Source organism: Methylophilus sp. DW102 (assembly GCF_037076555.1).
Taxonomy (GTDB): Bacteria; Pseudomonadota; Gammaproteobacteria; order Burkholderiales; family Methylophilaceae; genus Methylophilus; species Methylophilus glucosoxydans.
This window is the reverse complement of record NZ_AP029023.1, coordinates 2,966,602-2,983,742: the sequence shown is the minus strand read 5'-3', so window position 1 is coordinate 2,983,742 and position 17,141 is coordinate 2,966,602. Positions and strand designations below refer to the sequence as shown.

The following is a 17,141-nucleotide window of genomic DNA, read 5'->3' as shown; positions in this document are numbered from 1 at the left end:
AAGTTTTGGGGAGTCATCTTGAAAAAACACACGACAGGTATGCGCCTGATTCCTTGGCTGGTCATGGGATATTGCTCGCAGGTTTTGGCAGGGGGCGTTTCGTTCCCGGAGCCCTTGCAGCCCAATATCCCTAGACCGATTATTCCAGAGCCACGGCCCATTATTCAGGTGCCACAAGAAACGCCACAGCCAGAAAAAAAACAAAAGAAATCCAGTCTGAAGATTGTGGTCAAGGCGTTCAAATTTTCTGGTAACAAACAGTTTTCAGATGAGGTGCTTGCAGCACAAGTCGCCTCGCTGACTGGCCATGAAGTTGGTATGCGCGAGCTAAATGAAGCGGTGGGTACCATTCGGAACTATTACCGCCAACGTGGCTACTTGCTGACACAAGTCTATTTGCCTACGCAAGATTTGCAAAAAACTACTGAAGCAGAAGCTGTGGTTGAGTTGGCGATTCTGGAAGGTACTTTGGGCGAGGTGAAAGCCGAAACCGGTGAAGGGCTGAATCAGTCGTATTTCCAGTCTGTTTCCGAGTACGGCTTGAACAAGGGGGATGTGCTCAATGAGCGCAACCTTGTGCGCAATATCATGGTGATGAACGGCTTGCCGGGCATTCAGGTCACCTCTCAGCTCAACCCCGGTGAGGCTGTGGGCAGTTCAGATGTGGCTGTGTCTGTTGAACCCAGAGCGCGTTACAGTGGGTATGTTGCGGCAAACACTTACGGCAACCGTTACACCGGTCGAGAAACATTAGGTTTTGGCGGTGCCATCAACAACCTGAACGGTCGTGGAGATCAATTGGCGGTGGTGGGTAAAGTTTCCAGAGATGAAGGTCAGCGCTCATTGAGTGGATTGTATCTGACCCCTGTTGGCAGTGCAGGTAATATTTTAAATCTGGCTTACAGCTATGTAGATTATGAGCTTGGTCGCGATTTCAAACAGTTTGATGCGTCGGGCGATGCGCATTATTTTTATGCGTCTTTAGAACATCCCTGGTTACGTGAAACTAAAAAAAGCATTTCATTCAAAGTGGGTAGCAACTACAAAATTCTGGATGACGATGTGAAGGCATTTTCTATTAACAACCGCCGTAACATTAGCAGCCTTGAGCTCGGCGTGTTAGGTGATTGGATCAATGAGACCGGTGACGTTGCTTATCAATGGAGTTTGGTGCTCACGCAAGGGAATGTTTCATTCAAGGATGCCTCAGCAAAGGATACGGATAGGTCTCAACTTGATACCCAGGGCAGTTTTACCAAATGGAACTGGACTTCCAGCCGTACGCAGGTATTCGACAATGGCGTTAACTGGATTGTGCGGGCAGATTACCAAGGCACAAATAGTAACCTTGATATCGCAGAGCGCTTTGGTATTGGGGCCATTAACCGCTGGCGTCAATTCTCTGATATCCCCAGCCAGGCAGACCAAGGCTGGATGGCAGGAACTGATTTACGCCGTACTTTTGCGACCACGGGCGCTGACGTGACTCCCTACATCCAAGCTGTGACGCCGTTTGTTTTTTACGATGCTGGTCGTGGCAAGTTAAATCATGACCCGATTGGCAGCAGCAACTATGTCCGCTCCCAACATGTGGGTATCGGTACTGATATCCAGATTCCAGGACAGTGGGTATTAACGACCACTTACTCCCAGCAAAAGCGTGATCTGGATGGGTCGTCAAGTAATACTGAGTACCAGCTCTGGGGTCAGTTGAGAAAAAATTTCTAGTAGTAAACCAACAGGCCTCGGCCTGGCAAAAATAAAATAAGTAGCTCGGATGAATAGGCATTAGTCATACTGGGCTACATACAAAAAAAAATTCCTGAACCAAAATTACATTCATATCAGGAATATGAGAGAAGTAATGGTAACCCACTGGTCATGAGATCGGTGGCGTTTATTATTAACAAGGAGAAGTGTCATGAAAGCAGCATCCTTAAACCATATCTACCGTCTTGTGTGGAGTCGGCTTCAGCAAGCTTGGGTTGCCGTTGCAGAAACCGCGCGTGCGCAAGGTAAGTCCAGTGTCAGTGGAAAAGTGCCTGAACCGGCTTCTGGCTATATAGGCAAGCGACATATTGGTGCTATCACCTCTTCTGCCAAACGTGGCATGCTTGTCGCCAGTGCATTTGCTGCGGTCATCGCTCCATTGACTTCTTTTGCTGATACCAATGTGGTTGCTGGGGTGGTTGCGGGTGATCTGGCAGTCAAAGATTTGAGCAGTACGCATACTCAGTATACCCATACAGCCAATGTCAATATTGTTGATTTTTACAAGTTTGGTGTAGAAAAAGGCCATCAACTAGATGTTGTGATGCCAGATGCTGGCCGTGCGCTCTACCGTGTAATCGGAGATAGCCGTTCCGAAATCATGGGCACACTTAATTCCAATGGAAGCCTGTTCCTGATTAACCAAAACGGGATTTTATTTGGTCACGGTGCAGAAGTGAATGTCGGTAATATCGTTGCCTCCAGTTTGGACATTTCTAATGATGACTTTATTAAAGGCAAATACAATTTTGCCGTGGGCAGCATCGTTGGTAACGTGGAAAACTATGGTGTCATCAAAGCAAAAAATGAAGGCTACATTGTTCTCTTAGGCAAAACCGTCGATAACAGTGGTACCTTGGTCGCAAGCAACGGTAGTGTGGTATTGGGCTCTGCCCAACAAGCGACATTGGACTTTTTTGGCAATGGGCTGGTTAAAACCAAATTGTCTGGTGGTGCACTCGAGGCCACCATTAAAAACAGTGGTTCCATTTATGCCGATGGTGGCTTTGTGCAAATGGCAACCAATGCCCGTGCCTCAGCCATCAATATCTCCGGGATTGTGGAAGCCAATCAACTGGTCGAACGTAATGGCGTCATCCGTCTGGAAGGTGGCGATAATGCCAAAGTCGAAGTGTCAGGCCGCTTGATTGCGAAAGGTGAGCACACTACTGGCGGCACTATTGAGGTCACAGGCGAGCAAGTCGCTTTGATGAACGGCGCTGTGCTGGATGCCTCCGGCGATAAAGGCGGTGGCAAAGTGTTGGTAGGTGGTGATTACCAAGGTAAAAATGATGCGGTTTACAACGCTAGAACCACTTATGTAGCCAGCGGTGCAACGATCAAAGCAGATGCCATTCAGGAAGGCAATGGCGGTAAAGTGGTTGTCTGGGCGGATGATTTGACCCGTTACTATGGCGAGATTTCTGCTCAAGGCGGCGCCAAGAGTGGAAACGGTGGGTTTGTTGAGGTCTCTGGCAAGCAGCACTTGGCCATGCTAGGTGACGTTAATGTTGGTGCCACAAATGGCATCGGTGGCACCGTTTTATTTGATCCTGAAAACATTGTTTTGAATAACACCGCGGCATCTGCACCAGCAAACCAACCGGATGGCACCCCAGATGATGCATTCGCCAGTAATCCAGGGGCAAATACTGAAGTCAATGTCACTCAGGTGAAGGGTTACAGCGAGCTCTATTTGCAAGCTAACAATAACATTACCGTTAACAGTGCGCTTACGATGAATCGTGATGGTAGCGTGCGTCTGGAAGCAAATAATGACATCAATGTAAATGCTGCAATTACAACCACTGGCAAAGGCAGTATCAACCTTAAGGCAGATGCTGACAATAGCGGTACCGGTAATTTAGCAATTGGTGCCAATATTTCAGGGACAGGCGGCGTCACACTTTCAGCTGCGACATTGACGCATACAGCGGGTGATATCAGTGCGCCTGGCGCCGGAAGTAGCACAGGAAACGCTGGTAATGTGAATATTACGGTGACTGGTTCTGCAGATTTGGGCTCAGCAAATATTTCTGCCAAAGGGCGTGAAAACTCATTTCCGCCAGCTGGGTTTAATGGTGGCACAGTAACGATCAATGCTGGCAGCCTCAATATGACAGGCAATATTGATACTTCGGGCTCTTCAGTCGTGGCCCCTAACGGACAAGTTGTTGCATTGCCAGGTGGTAATGGCGGTGCAGTGACAATCTCCACCTCCGGAAATGCTACTGTCGGTAACATCACTACTGGCGCTGGCGGGGCGGGTGCTGGTAATAATATTGCTGCCAGTAATTCAGGTGCAGTTCAAATCAGTAGTGCTAGCGGCAATCTGAATATTGGTAATATTAATACTCAAGGCGTCAGCAACTCCAATGGAGCAAATGTCACTCTAACCGCTAACAATGGGAGCGTTAATACCGGGGACATTAATACGAATGCCTCCAATCCTGGCAATAACAACGGTACAAATGCAGGTAATATCGCTGTGAATGCGGGTACGGGTATTAATGTTGGCAATATCAACGCTTCGGGTGCAACAGGTAAAGGCCAAAGCGGTAATGCTGGGTCGGTCTCACTTGTTTCGACTGATGGTGATGTTGTCACTAAAGAAATTTCACTCAAAGTCGGTTTTGCGTTAGCCAATGGAACAATTGGGCAGGCTCCTGATCTCTTTATTCGTGCGGGCCGCGATGTAATTCAGTCTGGCAATATCATTACTAATGCTCAGAGTTTGAATACGACAATTGTTGCAGGCAGAGGGTATAGGAATACCAGCAACTTTGATATTTCTACGGGTGCAAATGGTCGTTGGCTCATTTATTCACAGTCACCGGATAATGGGCAGCGCGGGACAAAAATCCTCAACGGCTATGATTTCAAGCAGTACGGCACTACTTATGATGGTGTAAAAAATGGTACGCAGCAGATCAATGCTGCAGCCAAAGGGAATGGCTTGATTTACTCTGAAAATATTGTGATTGATCCCAAGCTATCTGGGTCTGTAAGTCGTGTTTACGATACGACAACAGATGCTAGTATTGCAGGCTTATCATTGGTGACAGAGGGCCGTGATGGTGATGTGATTAATTACAGTAATATAGTTTCTGCAACTTTTGATAACAAAAATGTTGGCGACAATAAGGTCGTGACCACTAATCCTATTTCGATCCTGAGTGTGACTAATACAACAAGTAGAAATGGTGTTGATGTGGCGAGACAGGTGTATGGTTATACCTTGACCAACAATCAGACCTCAGCAAGTGCAACTGGAGCTATTGGTCAAATTACCCCGGCTAGCCTTTCAACTGTCGCTGGAATAACAGCCAATGACAAAGTTTTTGATGGAAATACACTTGCTTCTTTAAATACGGGTGCTGCCATATTTAATGGACGGTTGGGTAATGATCAGCTGACAGTGGCGACAGCTGATGGGCAGTTTATTGATAGTGCCGTAGGTGCTGGTAAAACTGTTAATATCAGTGGCATCACTTTAGGTGGTGTAGATGCAGGTAACTATACACTGGTTAATAATACCGCAACGACTACAGCTAGTATTTTGGCTGTTCCAACGCCCCCTACCACCCCAACGACTACAACGTTGAATATCTCACCACGTGACAACGCTGGTTTAGGTGGCCTGGTCGGAACTAACCCTGCTTTGAATACGATGACCATCGTTTCTCTGAACCCTGCTGCGGGTGATGATGAAGATCCGGATGCAGTGGCTTGTCCAGTGAATGAAGATCACCTGGGTAGTACGCCTATCCTTAGTTCTGGCGTTAAATTGCCAGATGGTGTGAACTCGAATTGTATTTAATGTGTTGAGTGTTAATAAAGCCGGGCAATTGTCCGGCTTTATTTTTATGCTGAATAATGTTTTGTATTCATGCTAACACCAAGTAAAATAGAGCCCGTTCATCTGCGGCTGTAGTTCAATGGTAGAACGCCAGCTTCCCAAGCTTGATACGCGGGTTCGATTCCCGTCAGCCGCTCCAAAGGATTTTTCATGGCAAATACCCCTCCCACCGTTTTAACGTTTGCGGCCACAGATCCCAGCAGTGGTGCAGGTGTGCAGGCCGATATTCTGGCGCTCTCCAGCATCGGGTGCTACCCGTTGTCAGTGATTACTGGCATTACCGCGCAAGATACAGTGGGGGTAGAGAGCGTGATGCCACTGGATGCAGACCTGATCAATGATCAGGCACGCACCATTCTGGAAGATGTCTCCGTCAGCGCGTTTAAATTGGGTTTGCTGGGGAGCGTTGAAAATGTGGCAGTGATTGCCGAGATTGTGGCTGATTACCCGGATGTGCCGCTTATCATCGATCCGATTCTTGCATCCGGCCGCGGCGACGAGTTGTCGAATGAAGAAATGCAGGCCGCGATGTGCGAGCTCTTGTTCCCGCAAGCCACTCTGATTACGCCTAATAGCCTGGAGGCCCGTCGCCTGGCCTATTACGATGAAAGCGACGAGGTGAAGCATAGCTCGCTTGAAGAATGTGCGCTACGCCTGCTGGGCATGGGGGCTGAATATGTGATGATCACGGGCACGCACGAGCGTTCAAATGACGTCGTTAACAGTTTGTATGGTTTACAAAATGGGGCGCCTGGCCTGATCAAGGATTATCACTGGGAGCGTTTGCCTGGCAGTTATCATGGCTCTGGCTGCACGCTCACCAGTGCCATCACCGCATGTTTGGCACATGGCTTGAGTATGGAAGAAGCCGTGCACGAAGCACAGGAATTCACCTGGCAAACCCTGCGTCACGCTTTTAGGCCGGGCATGGGGCAATTTATTCCCGACCGTTTCTTCTGGGCACGTGAGTCCGAGGTACAGGAAAAAGCGAGTGAGCTTCAGCATTAAAGGTTTGTATCTGGTCACGCCAGATTGTGATGACACTGCATTGTTGTGCGGACAGGTGGCACAGGCCTTGCAAGGGGGCGTTGCCATTGTGCAATACCGTCATAAAACGGCCACCGAGGCCTTGCGTCTGGAGCAAGCGGCAGCCTTGTTGTCATTATGCCGTGGCGCTCAGATTCCCTTTTTGATTAATGACCATGTTGATCTGGCCGCTCATCTGGATGCAGATGGCGTGCATGTGGGTCAGCATGACCGTGCCATCACGCAGGCACGCGCCCTGCTTGGTAAACAAAAAATCATTGGCGCTTCTTGCTATAACCAGTTTTCGCTGGCGGAACACGCGCAAACTGCGGGGGCGGATTACGTGGCTTTTGGCGCCTGTTATCCTTCTTCTACCAAGCCGAATGCGCCGCGTGCCGAGACTGCGTTGTTTGCGCAAGGCAGGCAACAGTTGTCTGTGCCGGTGGTTGGCATTGGGGGGATAACGTTGGAGAATGCCCGTCCATTGATCACGGCTGGCGCGGATGCACTGGCCGTGATTAGCGATATTTTCCAGGCGGACGATATCACTGCCCACTGCCGGGCATATCAGTCTTTATTTGCGTCAAATTGAATCACATCACTACCGTTTTGCCAGACGTTGTTTGGTAAAATGCATGCGTTAATCTGTTCTGGTAAATTCTATGCATATTCACATCCTTGGCATTTGTGGCACGTTTATGGGCGGCATCGCCGTGCTGGCCAAGGCGGCCGGGCATCGGGTCACTGGCTGTGATGCCAATGTGTACCCGCCTATGAGCACCCAACTTGAGGCTCAGGGCATTGAGTTGATCCAAGGCTTTGATCCTTCGCAAACGGGCTTGCAGCCTGATATTTATGTGATTGGCAACGTGGTGACGCGCGGCAATCCTTTAATGGAGGAAATCCTCAATCAAGGATTGCCTTATATTTCTGGCCCACAGTGGCTGGCAGAGAATGTGCTGCAAGGTAAATGGGTACTGGCCGTGGCCGGGACACACGGCAAAACCACCACGTCTTCGATGCTGGCCTGGGTGCTGGAGTACGCCGGGTTGGCGCCGGGCTTTTTGATTGGCGGCGTGCCTGAAAACTTTGGTGTTTCTGCGCGGTTGCCACAAACACCCAGGCAAGATCCGCAATCGGTCTCCCCTTTCTTTGTGATTGAGGCCGATGAATATGACACCGCTTTCTTCGACAAGCGCTCAAAGTTCGTGCATTACCGTCCGCGTACAGCCGTACTGAATAATCTGGAATTCGATCATGCGGATATCTTTGACGACCTTGCCGCTATTGAAAAGCAGTTCCATCACCTGGTGCGCACCGTGCCTCAGCAAGGTCTGGTGGTCGCGAACCAACAAGAAAGCCTGGACCGGGTACTTGCACGCGGGTGTTGGAGTGCTGTGGAGCGCATAGACAGCGCGAGTGGCTGGCAAGTGCAACATGTGGATGCCCAAGGCCGCTTTGATGTGTTTTTTAACGGTGAGCGCCAGGGCAATGTGAGCTGGAATCTGCTCGGCGAACATAACCGTAATAATGCGCTGGCAGTGATTGCCGCCGCCCGCCATGTCGGTGTTGCACCTTGCATTGCGATTGAGGCCTTGAGCGAATTCAAAAACGTCAAACGCCGCATGGAAGTCAAAGGCGTGGTTAACGAAATCACGGTGTATGACGATTTTGCCCACCATCCTACCGCGATTGCCACCACGGTTGCAGGCTTGCGCGCCAAAGTGGGCGCAGCTCGCATTCTGGCCGTCCTCGAGCCACGCTCTAACACCATGAAACTGGGTGTGATGAAAGAGGCCCTGCCCGACAGCCTGCGCGATGCCGATGCCGTATTTTGCTACGCCAGCAACCTGGGCTGGGATGCGGCAGCGGCGCTGGCGCCGATTCAGCACAAAGCCCAAACCTTTGATGACCTGACACAGTTAGTGGCCGCTGTAAGCGCCATGGCCAAACCTGGCGACCATGTGCTGGTGATGAGCAATGGCGGGTTCGGCGGCGTGCACCAGAAATTATTGCAGGCTTTGCAGGGATAAACAGGCAGACGCCGCATGGGCCTCGTGAAAGGTTTCAGCAAACAGTCACCACTGGTATGGGCCTTGTGGGCTTCTTTACTGGTGCACGCCGTATTGCTGACGCTCCATTTTCAGCCCGAACTCAAGGCGTTTAAAGACCAGATTCCCTCTTTGCAGGTGATGCTGGTCAACAGCAAAACCCGCAGTGCGCCAGAAAAAGCGGATGCGCTGGCACAAGCCAACCTTGATCGCGGCGGCAATACCGATGAAAAGCGGCAGATGAAAAGTCCGCTGCCCAGCGTGCAGCAATTACAAGCAGCCTTGCCCGCTACGCCACAGGCAAACACCGCCTCAGCAACGCCTGCCGCGGCCCCGCAAGAGTCTGAGCTGGTTCGAGAAAAACAGCGGGTGACCCAACTGGAGCAAGAAGCACAGGCACTACTGACGCAACTAAAAGCCAGTACATCGGTCACTAGTCTGCAGGCGCCGTCCACATTGCCGCATCCATCCAGCAAAGAGCAAACGCCGGCAAAATTGCTGCCAGAGCAATCACAGCCGCAATTGGCTGCCATGCAAGAAATGGCCAAGCTGGAAGCATTGATTGCCAAGCAGCAGGAGGCCTATGAAAACCGCCCCAAGCGACAGTTTATCGGTGCCCGCACACGCGAATATCGCTTTGCGAATTATGTGGAGCAATGGCGGCAAAAAATTGAGCGTGTGGGAAACCTGAATTATCCGCAGGCGGCCCGAACACAAAAGTTATATGGTCAATTGCAGATGACGGTGTCGATCAAGGCCGATGGGTCGATAGAAGATATTCGTATTCATCGCAGCTCCGGGCACAGGTTGCTCGATGAGTCCGCACGTCGCATTGTGCAATTGGCCGCGCCGTTTCCGGTATTCACCGAAGATATTCGTCAGGATACCGATGTGCTGAGTATTACCCGTACCTGGAACTTTACCAGGGATGACCAACTTTCGACTGAGTAATGTGCAGTCCCTATTTACTGAGGCAATTTAGATGACTCCAAGCCACTTTCAATACCATGTCTTTTTCTGCCTGAACCAGCGTGAAAACGGTGAAGACTGTTGTATGCACAAAGGTGCCGAAGCGGCTTTTGATTACATGAAAAAGCAGGTCAAACAGCAAGGCTTGGCTGGGGCTGGCAAAGTGCGGATTAACCGTGCCGGTTGCCTGGACCGTTGTGGCGTTGGCCCGGTCATGGTCGTCTATCCAGATGCGGTTTGGTATACCTTTGTCGATGAAAGCGATATTGACGACATCATCGAAAGTCATCTGCAGCAAGGCAAGGTTGTGGAGCGCCTGGTGGTCTAAGCATTGCTCAACATGGTCAGACTCTGGTGCAAACGCCTGTTACTCACGCTCTTGGCAGCTGTTCTGCTGACAACGCTCGCCGTCACCGCCTGGATTTGGCAGCCCTATGATAAAACTGCCTGGCGAATAAAGCTGCCGATAGGCAGTGGCGTTCAGGTCCGTGTGTTGCCGCTGTTCATGCTGGCGACCTCGCCAGTTGGCCGCTGGTGGCTGGACCACAAGGCATTTAGCCTGCACCATGGCCAGATCCGCTTGTATGATGCAGACGGCTTGCGTGTCCACTGCCAGCAATGCTGGTTAATCGCTAAATCGGTGAGTGATAAGCCCCTGATGCTGGAAAGTGTCGAGTTATGGCTCAAGCTGAATGGCCAGCAACTTCACGGACACCTGGTTGCGCACTCCTCAGCGCTCCCCAATACCCCTTCCGCAGAGCCCCCGCCCGCCTTCAAAATTAACTTTGAAGGCAAAGTCACCATGCACGCCTTAAAGCTTAACTGGACGCTGCCTGCTACCCCCTTAGCGAGCTTGCTGGCACCCTTGGCCAGTCATTCCTCCAGCATCTCGCAGGCGCATGTCTCAGGCATTCTTAGCGCCAGCGGTACCCTGCGCTGGCCCAAGCAGAGCTGGAGTGCACAACCTCAGCTTGAACAGCTGCAAGTGACAGGGCTTGATCTCAGCAAAGTCACAGCGTCGACGGTGCAGTATGATTGCCCCTTGCTTGATGAGCAAAAACATCCTGAAAAAGTCCACTGGCTCAGTTATGAAAACATGGGGCATTGGCTGCCGATGGCGGTGATCATCGCCGAGGATGCCGAGTTCAGGCACCATCCCGGCTATGTGCTCACGCAAATGCGGCAGCTATTAGGCAAAGAAAGCACGGATAAAGCGGTAGGCGGCAGCACCATCACCCAGCAGGTCGTGAAATACATGTTCACCAATGGTGAACGGACCTGGAAGCGTAAAATTGAAGAATTGCTCTACGCGGTGCAGCTCGAACACACTTTAAATAAAACACAAATTCTTAATTTGTATCTGAATACGGTGGATTGGGGCCCGGGGCTGTGTGGTGCACACGCAGCGGCCAACTATTATTTTGGCCTGGAGCCTGCCAAGATGAATCCGATTCAGGCCGCCTGGCTGGCGGGCATCATCCGCAACCCGCACCGTGCCTGGAAACAACAGTTTATTGCCAGAAACCCCGTATTGTCGCGTGCTGAAAGTATTTTGCACTATATGCCGGAAAGTGCCCGCAAACAGCCTGGCACCCTGAATTTTCGTCCGCTGCCAGTCAAATAAATTACAATAGCGTCTTATTCATTTCTATGGTGAGACGACTACTTTGTCTACGCTCAAACTCAATAAATCTCCCGCGGCCACAGAACAAAAACGAGAAAAGCCGGTGCGGCCACTTTCACCCGAGTTGCGCGACCGCAGCAAAGCGCCCCCTGTCAAAAAAGAACGGGCTGCAGCCGTGCCGCAAGCGCGCGACGCACAAGCGCAACCCGCACGCAAAGAAAAAGCCGTGCGTGATAAAAAGCCACGTGCATTTGATGGCAAACCCGAACAAAAAGAGAGACGCTCACCCACCGCCAACGACGGCCGTCGAGAATACAACCGCGAACAGCAGCGTCCGCGCATGACAAAAACCGATGACCGCCCCACTCGCCCGTCAGCCCCTGCGCCCGCTGCCATTGACCAGCAGCCTCGCTTGTCCAAAGTGATGGCCGACCGCGGCTTGTGCTCACGTCGCGAAGCCGACGACTGGATCGTGAACGGTTGGGTCAAGGTCAATGGTGAAATCATTGAAACCTTGGGCACCCGCATTGACCCAGCGGCCGAGATTATTATCAGTGCCTATGCCAAAGAGCATCAGGCCGAAACCGTCACCATTCTGCTACACAAACCAGTGGGTTACGTCAGCGGCCAGGCTGAAGATGGCTATGAACCAGCAGTAGTACTGGTCAATCCAGACAATCAATGGCCCGAAGATAGCAGCGGTATCCACTTCAAGCGAGGCCATTTGCGTGGCTTGGCCCCCGCCGGGCGGCTGGATATTGACTCCACCGGACTGCTCATACTCACACAAGATGGCCGCGTTGCGCGCAAGCTGATCGGGGATGACTCCAGCGTTGAAAAAGAATACTTGGTGCGGGTTGAAGGTCAGCTCAGTGCCAATGGCCTGGCTTTGTTGAATCATGGCCTGAGTCTGGATGGGGTGCAGTTAAAACCTGCCAAAGTTTCCTGGCAAAATGAAGATCAACTGCGATTTGTGTTACGTGAGGGGCGTAAGCGCCAGATTCGACGCATGTGTGAACTGGTGGGATTGCACGTCGTCGGCTTAAAACGGATTCGCATAGGCAGTATCAACTTGGGTAAGTTACCGCCGGGACAATGGCGTTATTTGGGCGAGCATGAGCGTTTTTGATTGGTCTTTTCTGAATCGGTAAACAATTTACTTCTAAGATAGTTATTAAAGCAGATTGATTGGCTCTTGGGATCTGTCATTCCGGCCTAGAGCGGATCCAGGCGGGGTAATCGTTGCCTGGGTGCAATAAAAGAAGAACTATTTGGACAATAAACTAGGAGCAGCCCAGAATGGGATTATTCGATAGCGTCGCTGGTGCCATGATGAACAAGGTCATGGGTGATAAAGGTCCATTGGCAAAACTGGCGATGGAGCTATTTCAACAATACGGTGGCTTGCCTGGCATTTTGCAAACGCTGAAAAACGGCGGCTTGAGCGAGCAGGTTGATTCGTGGGTAGGCACAGGGGCGAATTTGAATGTGAGTGCCCAGCAAATCGGCGCTGCCTTGGGGACTGCAGTATTGAGTGGGATCGCCGGTAAGTTGAATATGACGACCGATGAGCTGAGCAGCAAAATTGCCGAACATTTACCCGATGTGGTGAATCAATTAACGCCGAATGGTGTGGTGGAGAATAATCCGGCACTTATCATGTCGCGCTTGATGGGCATGCTGAAATAAAAAAAGCGAGCCGATGCTCGCTTTTTGGTGGGATCCGCCGGCTTAGCGTACGCAATATTGTGCGCGGTACGCTTCAATGGCCGGGAAATACTGCGCCAGCTTTTCGTTGCCTTGCAAATAGGCAAACAGGTCAGCCAGTTTGGCAATACTGACCACCGGCATCTGGTTGGTTTGTTCAACCTCCTGCACGGCAGACAACTCCCCTAGCCCCTTTTCCTGGCGATCCAGGGCGATGCTGACCGCGCAAGGCGTGGCTCCTGCTTTGCGGATGAGTTCAACAGACTCCCGGATAGAAGTGCCCGCAGAAATCACGTCATCAATAATCAGCACACGGCCGTTCAATGCAGCCCCGACCAACGTCCCGCCTTCGCCATGGTCCTTGGCTTCTTTGCGGTTATACGCATACGGATAATTATGGCCCAGACGTGCAAATGCAATACTGATCGCGGTCACCAGCGGAATGCCTTTATAAGCTGGCCCAAACAGCATGTCGAATTGCAAGCCAGACTGTAGAATGCTGTTTGCATAAAACTCACCCAGTTTGAGCATGCTCTCGCCGTCATCAAACAGGCCAGCATTAAAAAAATATGGGCTCAAGCGGCCGGCTTTGGTTTTAAATTCACCAAAGCGCAATACCTGTTTGTGGATGGAAAAAGCAATAAAATCGGCACTAAGTGTGTTGGCAGTCATTTTAAAAAAGCAGAAAGTATTTAAACAATGCGTATTATAACCTTGAACCTCAATGGCATACGGTCAGCCTGCAACAAAGGCTTTTTGCCCTGGCTGGCGAATAGTGGCGGCGAGATTGTGTGTTTACAGGAGCTCAAAGCCCAAGCCGGTGACATGCAGCCTGACATGCTGCAGCCGCCTGGTTACCACGGCTATTTTCACTATGCTGAGAAAAAGGGCTATAGCGGTGTGGGGATTTACAGCAAGCAGCCTGCAGACAAGGTGATTATTGGCTTGGGCCATGCCGAAATAGACGCTGAAGGGCGCTATCTGGAATGTCAGTACGGCAATCTAAGCGTGGTGTCTTTATACCTGCCGAGCGGCTCTAGCGGCGAAGAGCGGCAGCAATTCAAATTTGCCGTGATGGCAAAATTTTTGCCGCATCTGGAGCAGTTGATTGCCTGTGGCCGCGAGGTCGTAATTTGCGGCGACTGGAATATTGCCCATCAGGAAATCGACCTCAAAAACTGGAAAGGCAATAAAAAGAACTCCGGCTTTTTGCCAGAAGAGCGCGCCTGGATGGGGGATGTGTTGCAACGTGTCGGCTGGGTCGACACTTATCGGACGCTGTATCCGGACACCACCGATGCGTGCTACACCTGGTGGAGTAACCGTGGGCAGGCTTGGGCCAAGAATGTGGGTTGGCGCATTGATTATCAGCTAGCAACGCCTGCGTTAGGTGCGAAGGTGATGGCGGCGAGCGTGTATAAGGCGGAACGGTTTAGTGACCATGCACCTTTGATTGTGGATTATGCGGATTGAGTAAGCAAGGTTGTTCTTTTTAGCTTGCTGGGATAGTGCGTTCTGTCATTCTGACGTAGGTCGGAATCCAAGTGCTCTAGTGAGTACTTTGTTAATATGATGCCGAATGCATGAAGAGTTTGTTTCGCCTCTAGGCGAGTTACTTTCTGTTGCTTGCCCCACAGAAAGTAACCACAACTAACGCAGTGTTGCGGCGAAGGCTAACCTTTAGGTTAAGCCACGCAGTGGCGGCCGAAGCCAAAGAAGAGGGTACCCAGCCATCACGGCCTTTGGCTTCCTTGCGTTGTTGGCTACGGCCGCTACGCTTAACATTGCTGCGCAAGTTAGCCTACGCCGTAACAGACTGCTTCGCAGTCTTAGTTATCAACAAAGTAAGCGGTCACGAAACTCGCCCTGACAAGCCACACACTTCGTGGCTTGTTGCGGAACTCAAACAGCCGATGGCCGACATCCCCCACTTCGTCTCCGCTACTCAGCGTGATGGAATGGGATTCATCTCGCCAAACTCACACTATTGAAATTTGGACCGTTCAAAAACTCAAATTCTTTTCTTTTTAGCCCACAAACGGTGGCGCTCATGGGTTTTCGGGCCCCTATCTGCCGCGCCGAGTAGCGCAGCCAAAACAAGGAAGAAGGCAGCGACTGTTCGAGTCCCGCACCAGCTCACGTATTTTGTGAGCTGCCAGGTCGAGTTTCGTGACCGCTTGTTTTGGCGAGCAACGCAGGAATGAAGCGGAAGCTAGGGTGTCTTGTTCTTTGCATTCTTTCTTATGGACAAGCATAAGAAAGAATGGTCGCCTAAAGGCGAAATAGACCCTTCCAAAATCCCAAAGCGCACTCAAAAGTAAATCACAGCCTGTGCAAGCAAAGAAAAGTAACTCGTCAAGAGTCGAAAAGAAACATATTTGTCTGCGAAAAACCTATTTTTCCCGCCAAGGAGCTACCTTAAACAACAGCAACATCCCCGGGATTGCCAGCAAAGTGCACACATAAAAAAACTGCTGCCATCCCAGTGCCTCCACCATGCCACCAGTCAGAGCATTAAAAACCGAGCGCGGTACGGCGGATAGGCTGGTAAACAAGGCGAGCTGGGTTGCGGTATAGGCGGGGTTGGTTTCGCGTGCCATGTAGGCCACATAAGCCGCTGTGCCCAAGCCAACGCCAAAGGCTTCAAAGCCGATCACAATCGCAAGCATGCTGCGTTCCGGGGCACCGATCTCGGTAAAGGGGCCGCTGCCCGCGAGCCAGGCGAACCCCAGGATGGAGAGTGCCTGCACGACTCCAAAGATCCATAAACCGCGGTTAATACCCAATTTCAGCATCCAGATGCCGCCAACGAAGGCACCGGCGATTTGCATGACCAGGCCGCTGCCTTTGGCAATGGCGCCGATATCGGTTTTGCTGAAGCCCATGTCAATATAAAACGGGGTAGCGAGTGCGGTGGCCATGCTGTCGCCCAGCTTGTAGAGCAAGATAAACAGCAACACCCACAGTGCATGCTGCCAGCCGCTGCGATTAATAAACTCCTTGAAAGGTTCAATCACGGAGGCGAGCAAGGTTTTGGGCGCGCTGGCCATCACGGGTTCTTGCGCCCACAGTGTAAATCCGATACCGGGCAGCATAAACAGGCCAACGACCAAAAATACCTGCGACCAGGCCAGATGGTCTGCCAGAATCAGGGCCAGCGAGCCAGGAACCAAGCCAGCAATCCGATAGGCGTTGACATACAAGCTGTTGCCCAACCCCAGCTCTTCATCGCTCAGTGTTTCGCGGCGGTAGGCATCAATGACGATATCCTGACTGGCCGAAAATAGCGCTACCAGTGTGGCAAGCAGGGCGACCATGCTGATTTCTTGCTGCGGATGGAACATGCCCAGGCCCACAATACTGGCCAGCAGCGCCAATTGAGTGCCCAGTATCCAGCTGCGGCGGCGGCCCAGCGCTTGTAACAAGCTGTAGCGGTCCATCAAGGGCGACCACAAAAACTTCCAGGTATAGGGCAGTTGCATAAAGGCAAAGGCGGCGATGGTTTTGAGATTGAGGCCTTCGCTACGTAACCAGGCAGGCAACAGTTGCAGCAAAAGATACAGGGGGAGGCCAGAACTGAAGCCTAGGGCGACACACATCAGCATGCGGCGTGTAAACAGGGTTTGCGAGATCGTCATGCCCGCATTGTAAACGCTTTTAAGGCTTGGCTAATTTTGGGGCAAAAAAAAGCCAACCCTTGCGGGTTGGCACACTCGGAGATCAATGGTAAAACGGTTGGAAACAGGACGTCAGTGGGCAAGTGAATCATCCATATTGCACAGGCCACCGACGCCTTATTTCGCAGGGGAACTACAAACTCAACACCCACTGGACGATGGTCTTGATATCTTCGTCCTTCACTTGTGGGCTGTTCGGTGGCATAGGCATTTCACCCCATACCCCGCTGCCACCGGCTTTCACCTTCTGGATCAGCTTGGCTTCAGCGGTTTTATCACCTTTGTATTTGGCGGCGACTTCTTTGTAAGCCGGGCCAACGACTTTTTTGTCGATGCCATGGCAAAGCAAGCAGCCGCTTTTTTGAGCCAAGGCCTCGGCGCCACTCCCTGCAATGGCAGAGGCTGTGGCAGCCAGCAAGGCCGTGGCGAGCAAGGTTTGGTTAAACAATTGCATGCGA

14 protein-coding genes and 1 tRNA gene are annotated in these 17,141 nt (G+C 51.4%); 12 read left to right on the top strand and 3 right to left on the bottom strand.

Going from position 1 to position 17,141, the window contains the following annotated elements; all coding sequences use genetic code 11:
• Window positions 1-18: 18 nt before the first annotated feature.
• The 11 genes from AACH41_RS14210 to AACH41_RS14160 all read left to right on the top strand — a co-directional run bounded on the left by AACH41_RS14210 (window position 19) and on the right by AACH41_RS14160 (window position 12,988).
• Window positions 19-1,728, top strand: a complete 1,710-nt coding sequence (locus AACH41_RS14210) for a ShlB/FhaC/HecB family hemolysin secretion/activation protein (protein WP_338655885.1) — start codon at window positions 19-21, stop codon at window positions 1,726-1,728.
• A 193-nt stretch (window positions 1,729-1,921) separates the two neighbouring features.
• A complete protein-coding gene (locus tag AACH41_RS14205; RefSeq protein ID WP_338655883.1) occupies window positions 1,922-5,590 on the top strand; it encodes a YDG domain-containing protein in 3,669 nt (1,222 codons plus the stop codon).
• A 104-nt stretch (window positions 5,591-5,694) separates the two neighbouring features.
• A tRNA-Gly gene (locus AACH41_RS14200) sits at window positions 5,695-5,768 on the top strand.
• An 11-nt stretch (window positions 5,769-5,779) separates the two neighbouring features.
• Window positions 5,780-6,637 carry a hydroxymethylpyrimidine/phosphomethylpyrimidine kinase gene (locus tag AACH41_RS14195; RefSeq protein WP_194749687.1) on the top strand — a complete coding sequence of 286 codons (858 nt, stop codon included), beginning with the start codon at window positions 5,780-5,782 and terminating at the stop codon, window positions 6,635-6,637.
• The gene (gene thiE / locus AACH41_RS14190) at window positions 6,621-7,247 is read left to right on the top strand and encodes a thiamine phosphate synthase (protein WP_338655882.1); all 627 of its coding nucleotides are present in this window, start codon (window positions 6,621-6,623) and stop codon (window positions 7,245-7,247) included. Before AACH41_RS14195 ends, thiE begins: the two co-directional genes overlap by 17 nt.
• A 70-nt stretch (window positions 7,248-7,317) precedes the next feature.
• Window positions 7,318-8,688: a UDP-N-acetylmuramate:L-alanyl-gamma-D-glutamyl-meso-diaminopimelate ligase gene (mpl, locus tag AACH41_RS14185; protein WP_338655880.1), complete on the top strand. Its 1,371-nt coding sequence runs from the start codon at window positions 7,318-7,320 to the stop codon at window positions 8,686-8,688.
• Between the two features lie 15 nt (window positions 8,689-8,703).
• Window positions 8,704-9,657 (top strand): energy transducer TonB, encoded by a 954-nt coding sequence (locus tag AACH41_RS14180; RefSeq protein ID WP_338655879.1) that lies wholly within the window; start codon window positions 8,704-8,706, stop codon window positions 9,655-9,657.
• A gap of 31 nt (window positions 9,658-9,688) precedes the next feature.
• On the top strand, window positions 9,689-10,003 hold the full coding sequence (locus AACH41_RS14175; RefSeq protein WP_338655877.1) for an NAD(P)H-dependent oxidoreductase subunit E: 315 nt from the start codon (window positions 9,689-9,691) through the stop codon (window positions 10,001-10,003).
• A 12-nt stretch (window positions 10,004-10,015) separates the two neighbouring features.
• Complete coding sequence (locus AACH41_RS14170; RefSeq protein WP_338655875.1) at window positions 10,016-11,299, top strand: biosynthetic peptidoglycan transglycosylase; 1,284 nt, start codon at window positions 10,016-10,018, stop codon at window positions 11,297-11,299.
• Between the two features lie 43 nt (window positions 11,300-11,342).
• Entirely contained in the window at window positions 11,343-12,428 is a 1,086-nt protein-coding gene (locus AACH41_RS14165; RefSeq protein WP_338655874.1) for a pseudouridine synthase, read from the top strand.
• 170 nt (window positions 12,429-12,598) lie between these two features.
• Window positions 12,599-12,988: a YidB family protein gene (locus AACH41_RS14160; protein ID WP_338655873.1), complete on the top strand. Its 390-nt coding sequence runs from the start codon at window positions 12,599-12,601 to the stop codon at window positions 12,986-12,988.
• 42 nt (window positions 12,989-13,030) lie between these two features.
• On the opposite strand, the gene pyrE is transcribed toward AACH41_RS14160, so the two are convergent.
• Complete coding sequence (gene pyrE / locus AACH41_RS14155; protein WP_194749695.1) at window positions 13,031-13,678, bottom strand: orotate phosphoribosyltransferase; 648 nt, start codon at window positions 13,676-13,678, stop codon at window positions 13,031-13,033.
• A 27-nt stretch (window positions 13,679-13,705) separates the two neighbouring features.
• Between pyrE and AACH41_RS14150 the strand changes: the two genes are divergently transcribed.
• On the top strand, window positions 13,706-14,479 hold the full coding sequence (locus AACH41_RS14150; protein ID WP_338655870.1) for an exodeoxyribonuclease III: 774 nt from the start codon (window positions 13,706-13,708) through the stop codon (window positions 14,477-14,479).
• Window positions 14,480-15,399: 920 nt separating this feature from the next.
• On the opposite strand, the gene AACH41_RS14145 is transcribed toward AACH41_RS14150, so the two are convergent.
• Both AACH41_RS14145 and AACH41_RS14140 read right to left on the bottom strand, forming a co-directional pair.
• Window positions 15,400-16,644: an AmpG family muropeptide MFS transporter gene (locus AACH41_RS14145; RefSeq protein ID WP_338655868.1), complete on the bottom strand. Its 1,245-nt coding sequence runs from the start codon at window positions 16,642-16,644 to the stop codon at window positions 15,400-15,402.
• Window positions 16,645-16,816: 172 nt separating this feature from the next.
• The gene (locus AACH41_RS14140) at window positions 16,817-17,137 is read right to left on the bottom strand and encodes a c-type cytochrome (RefSeq protein WP_194749612.1); all 321 of its coding nucleotides are present in this window, start codon (window positions 17,135-17,137) and stop codon (window positions 16,817-16,819) included.
• Window positions 17,138-17,141: the final 4 nt, after the last annotated feature.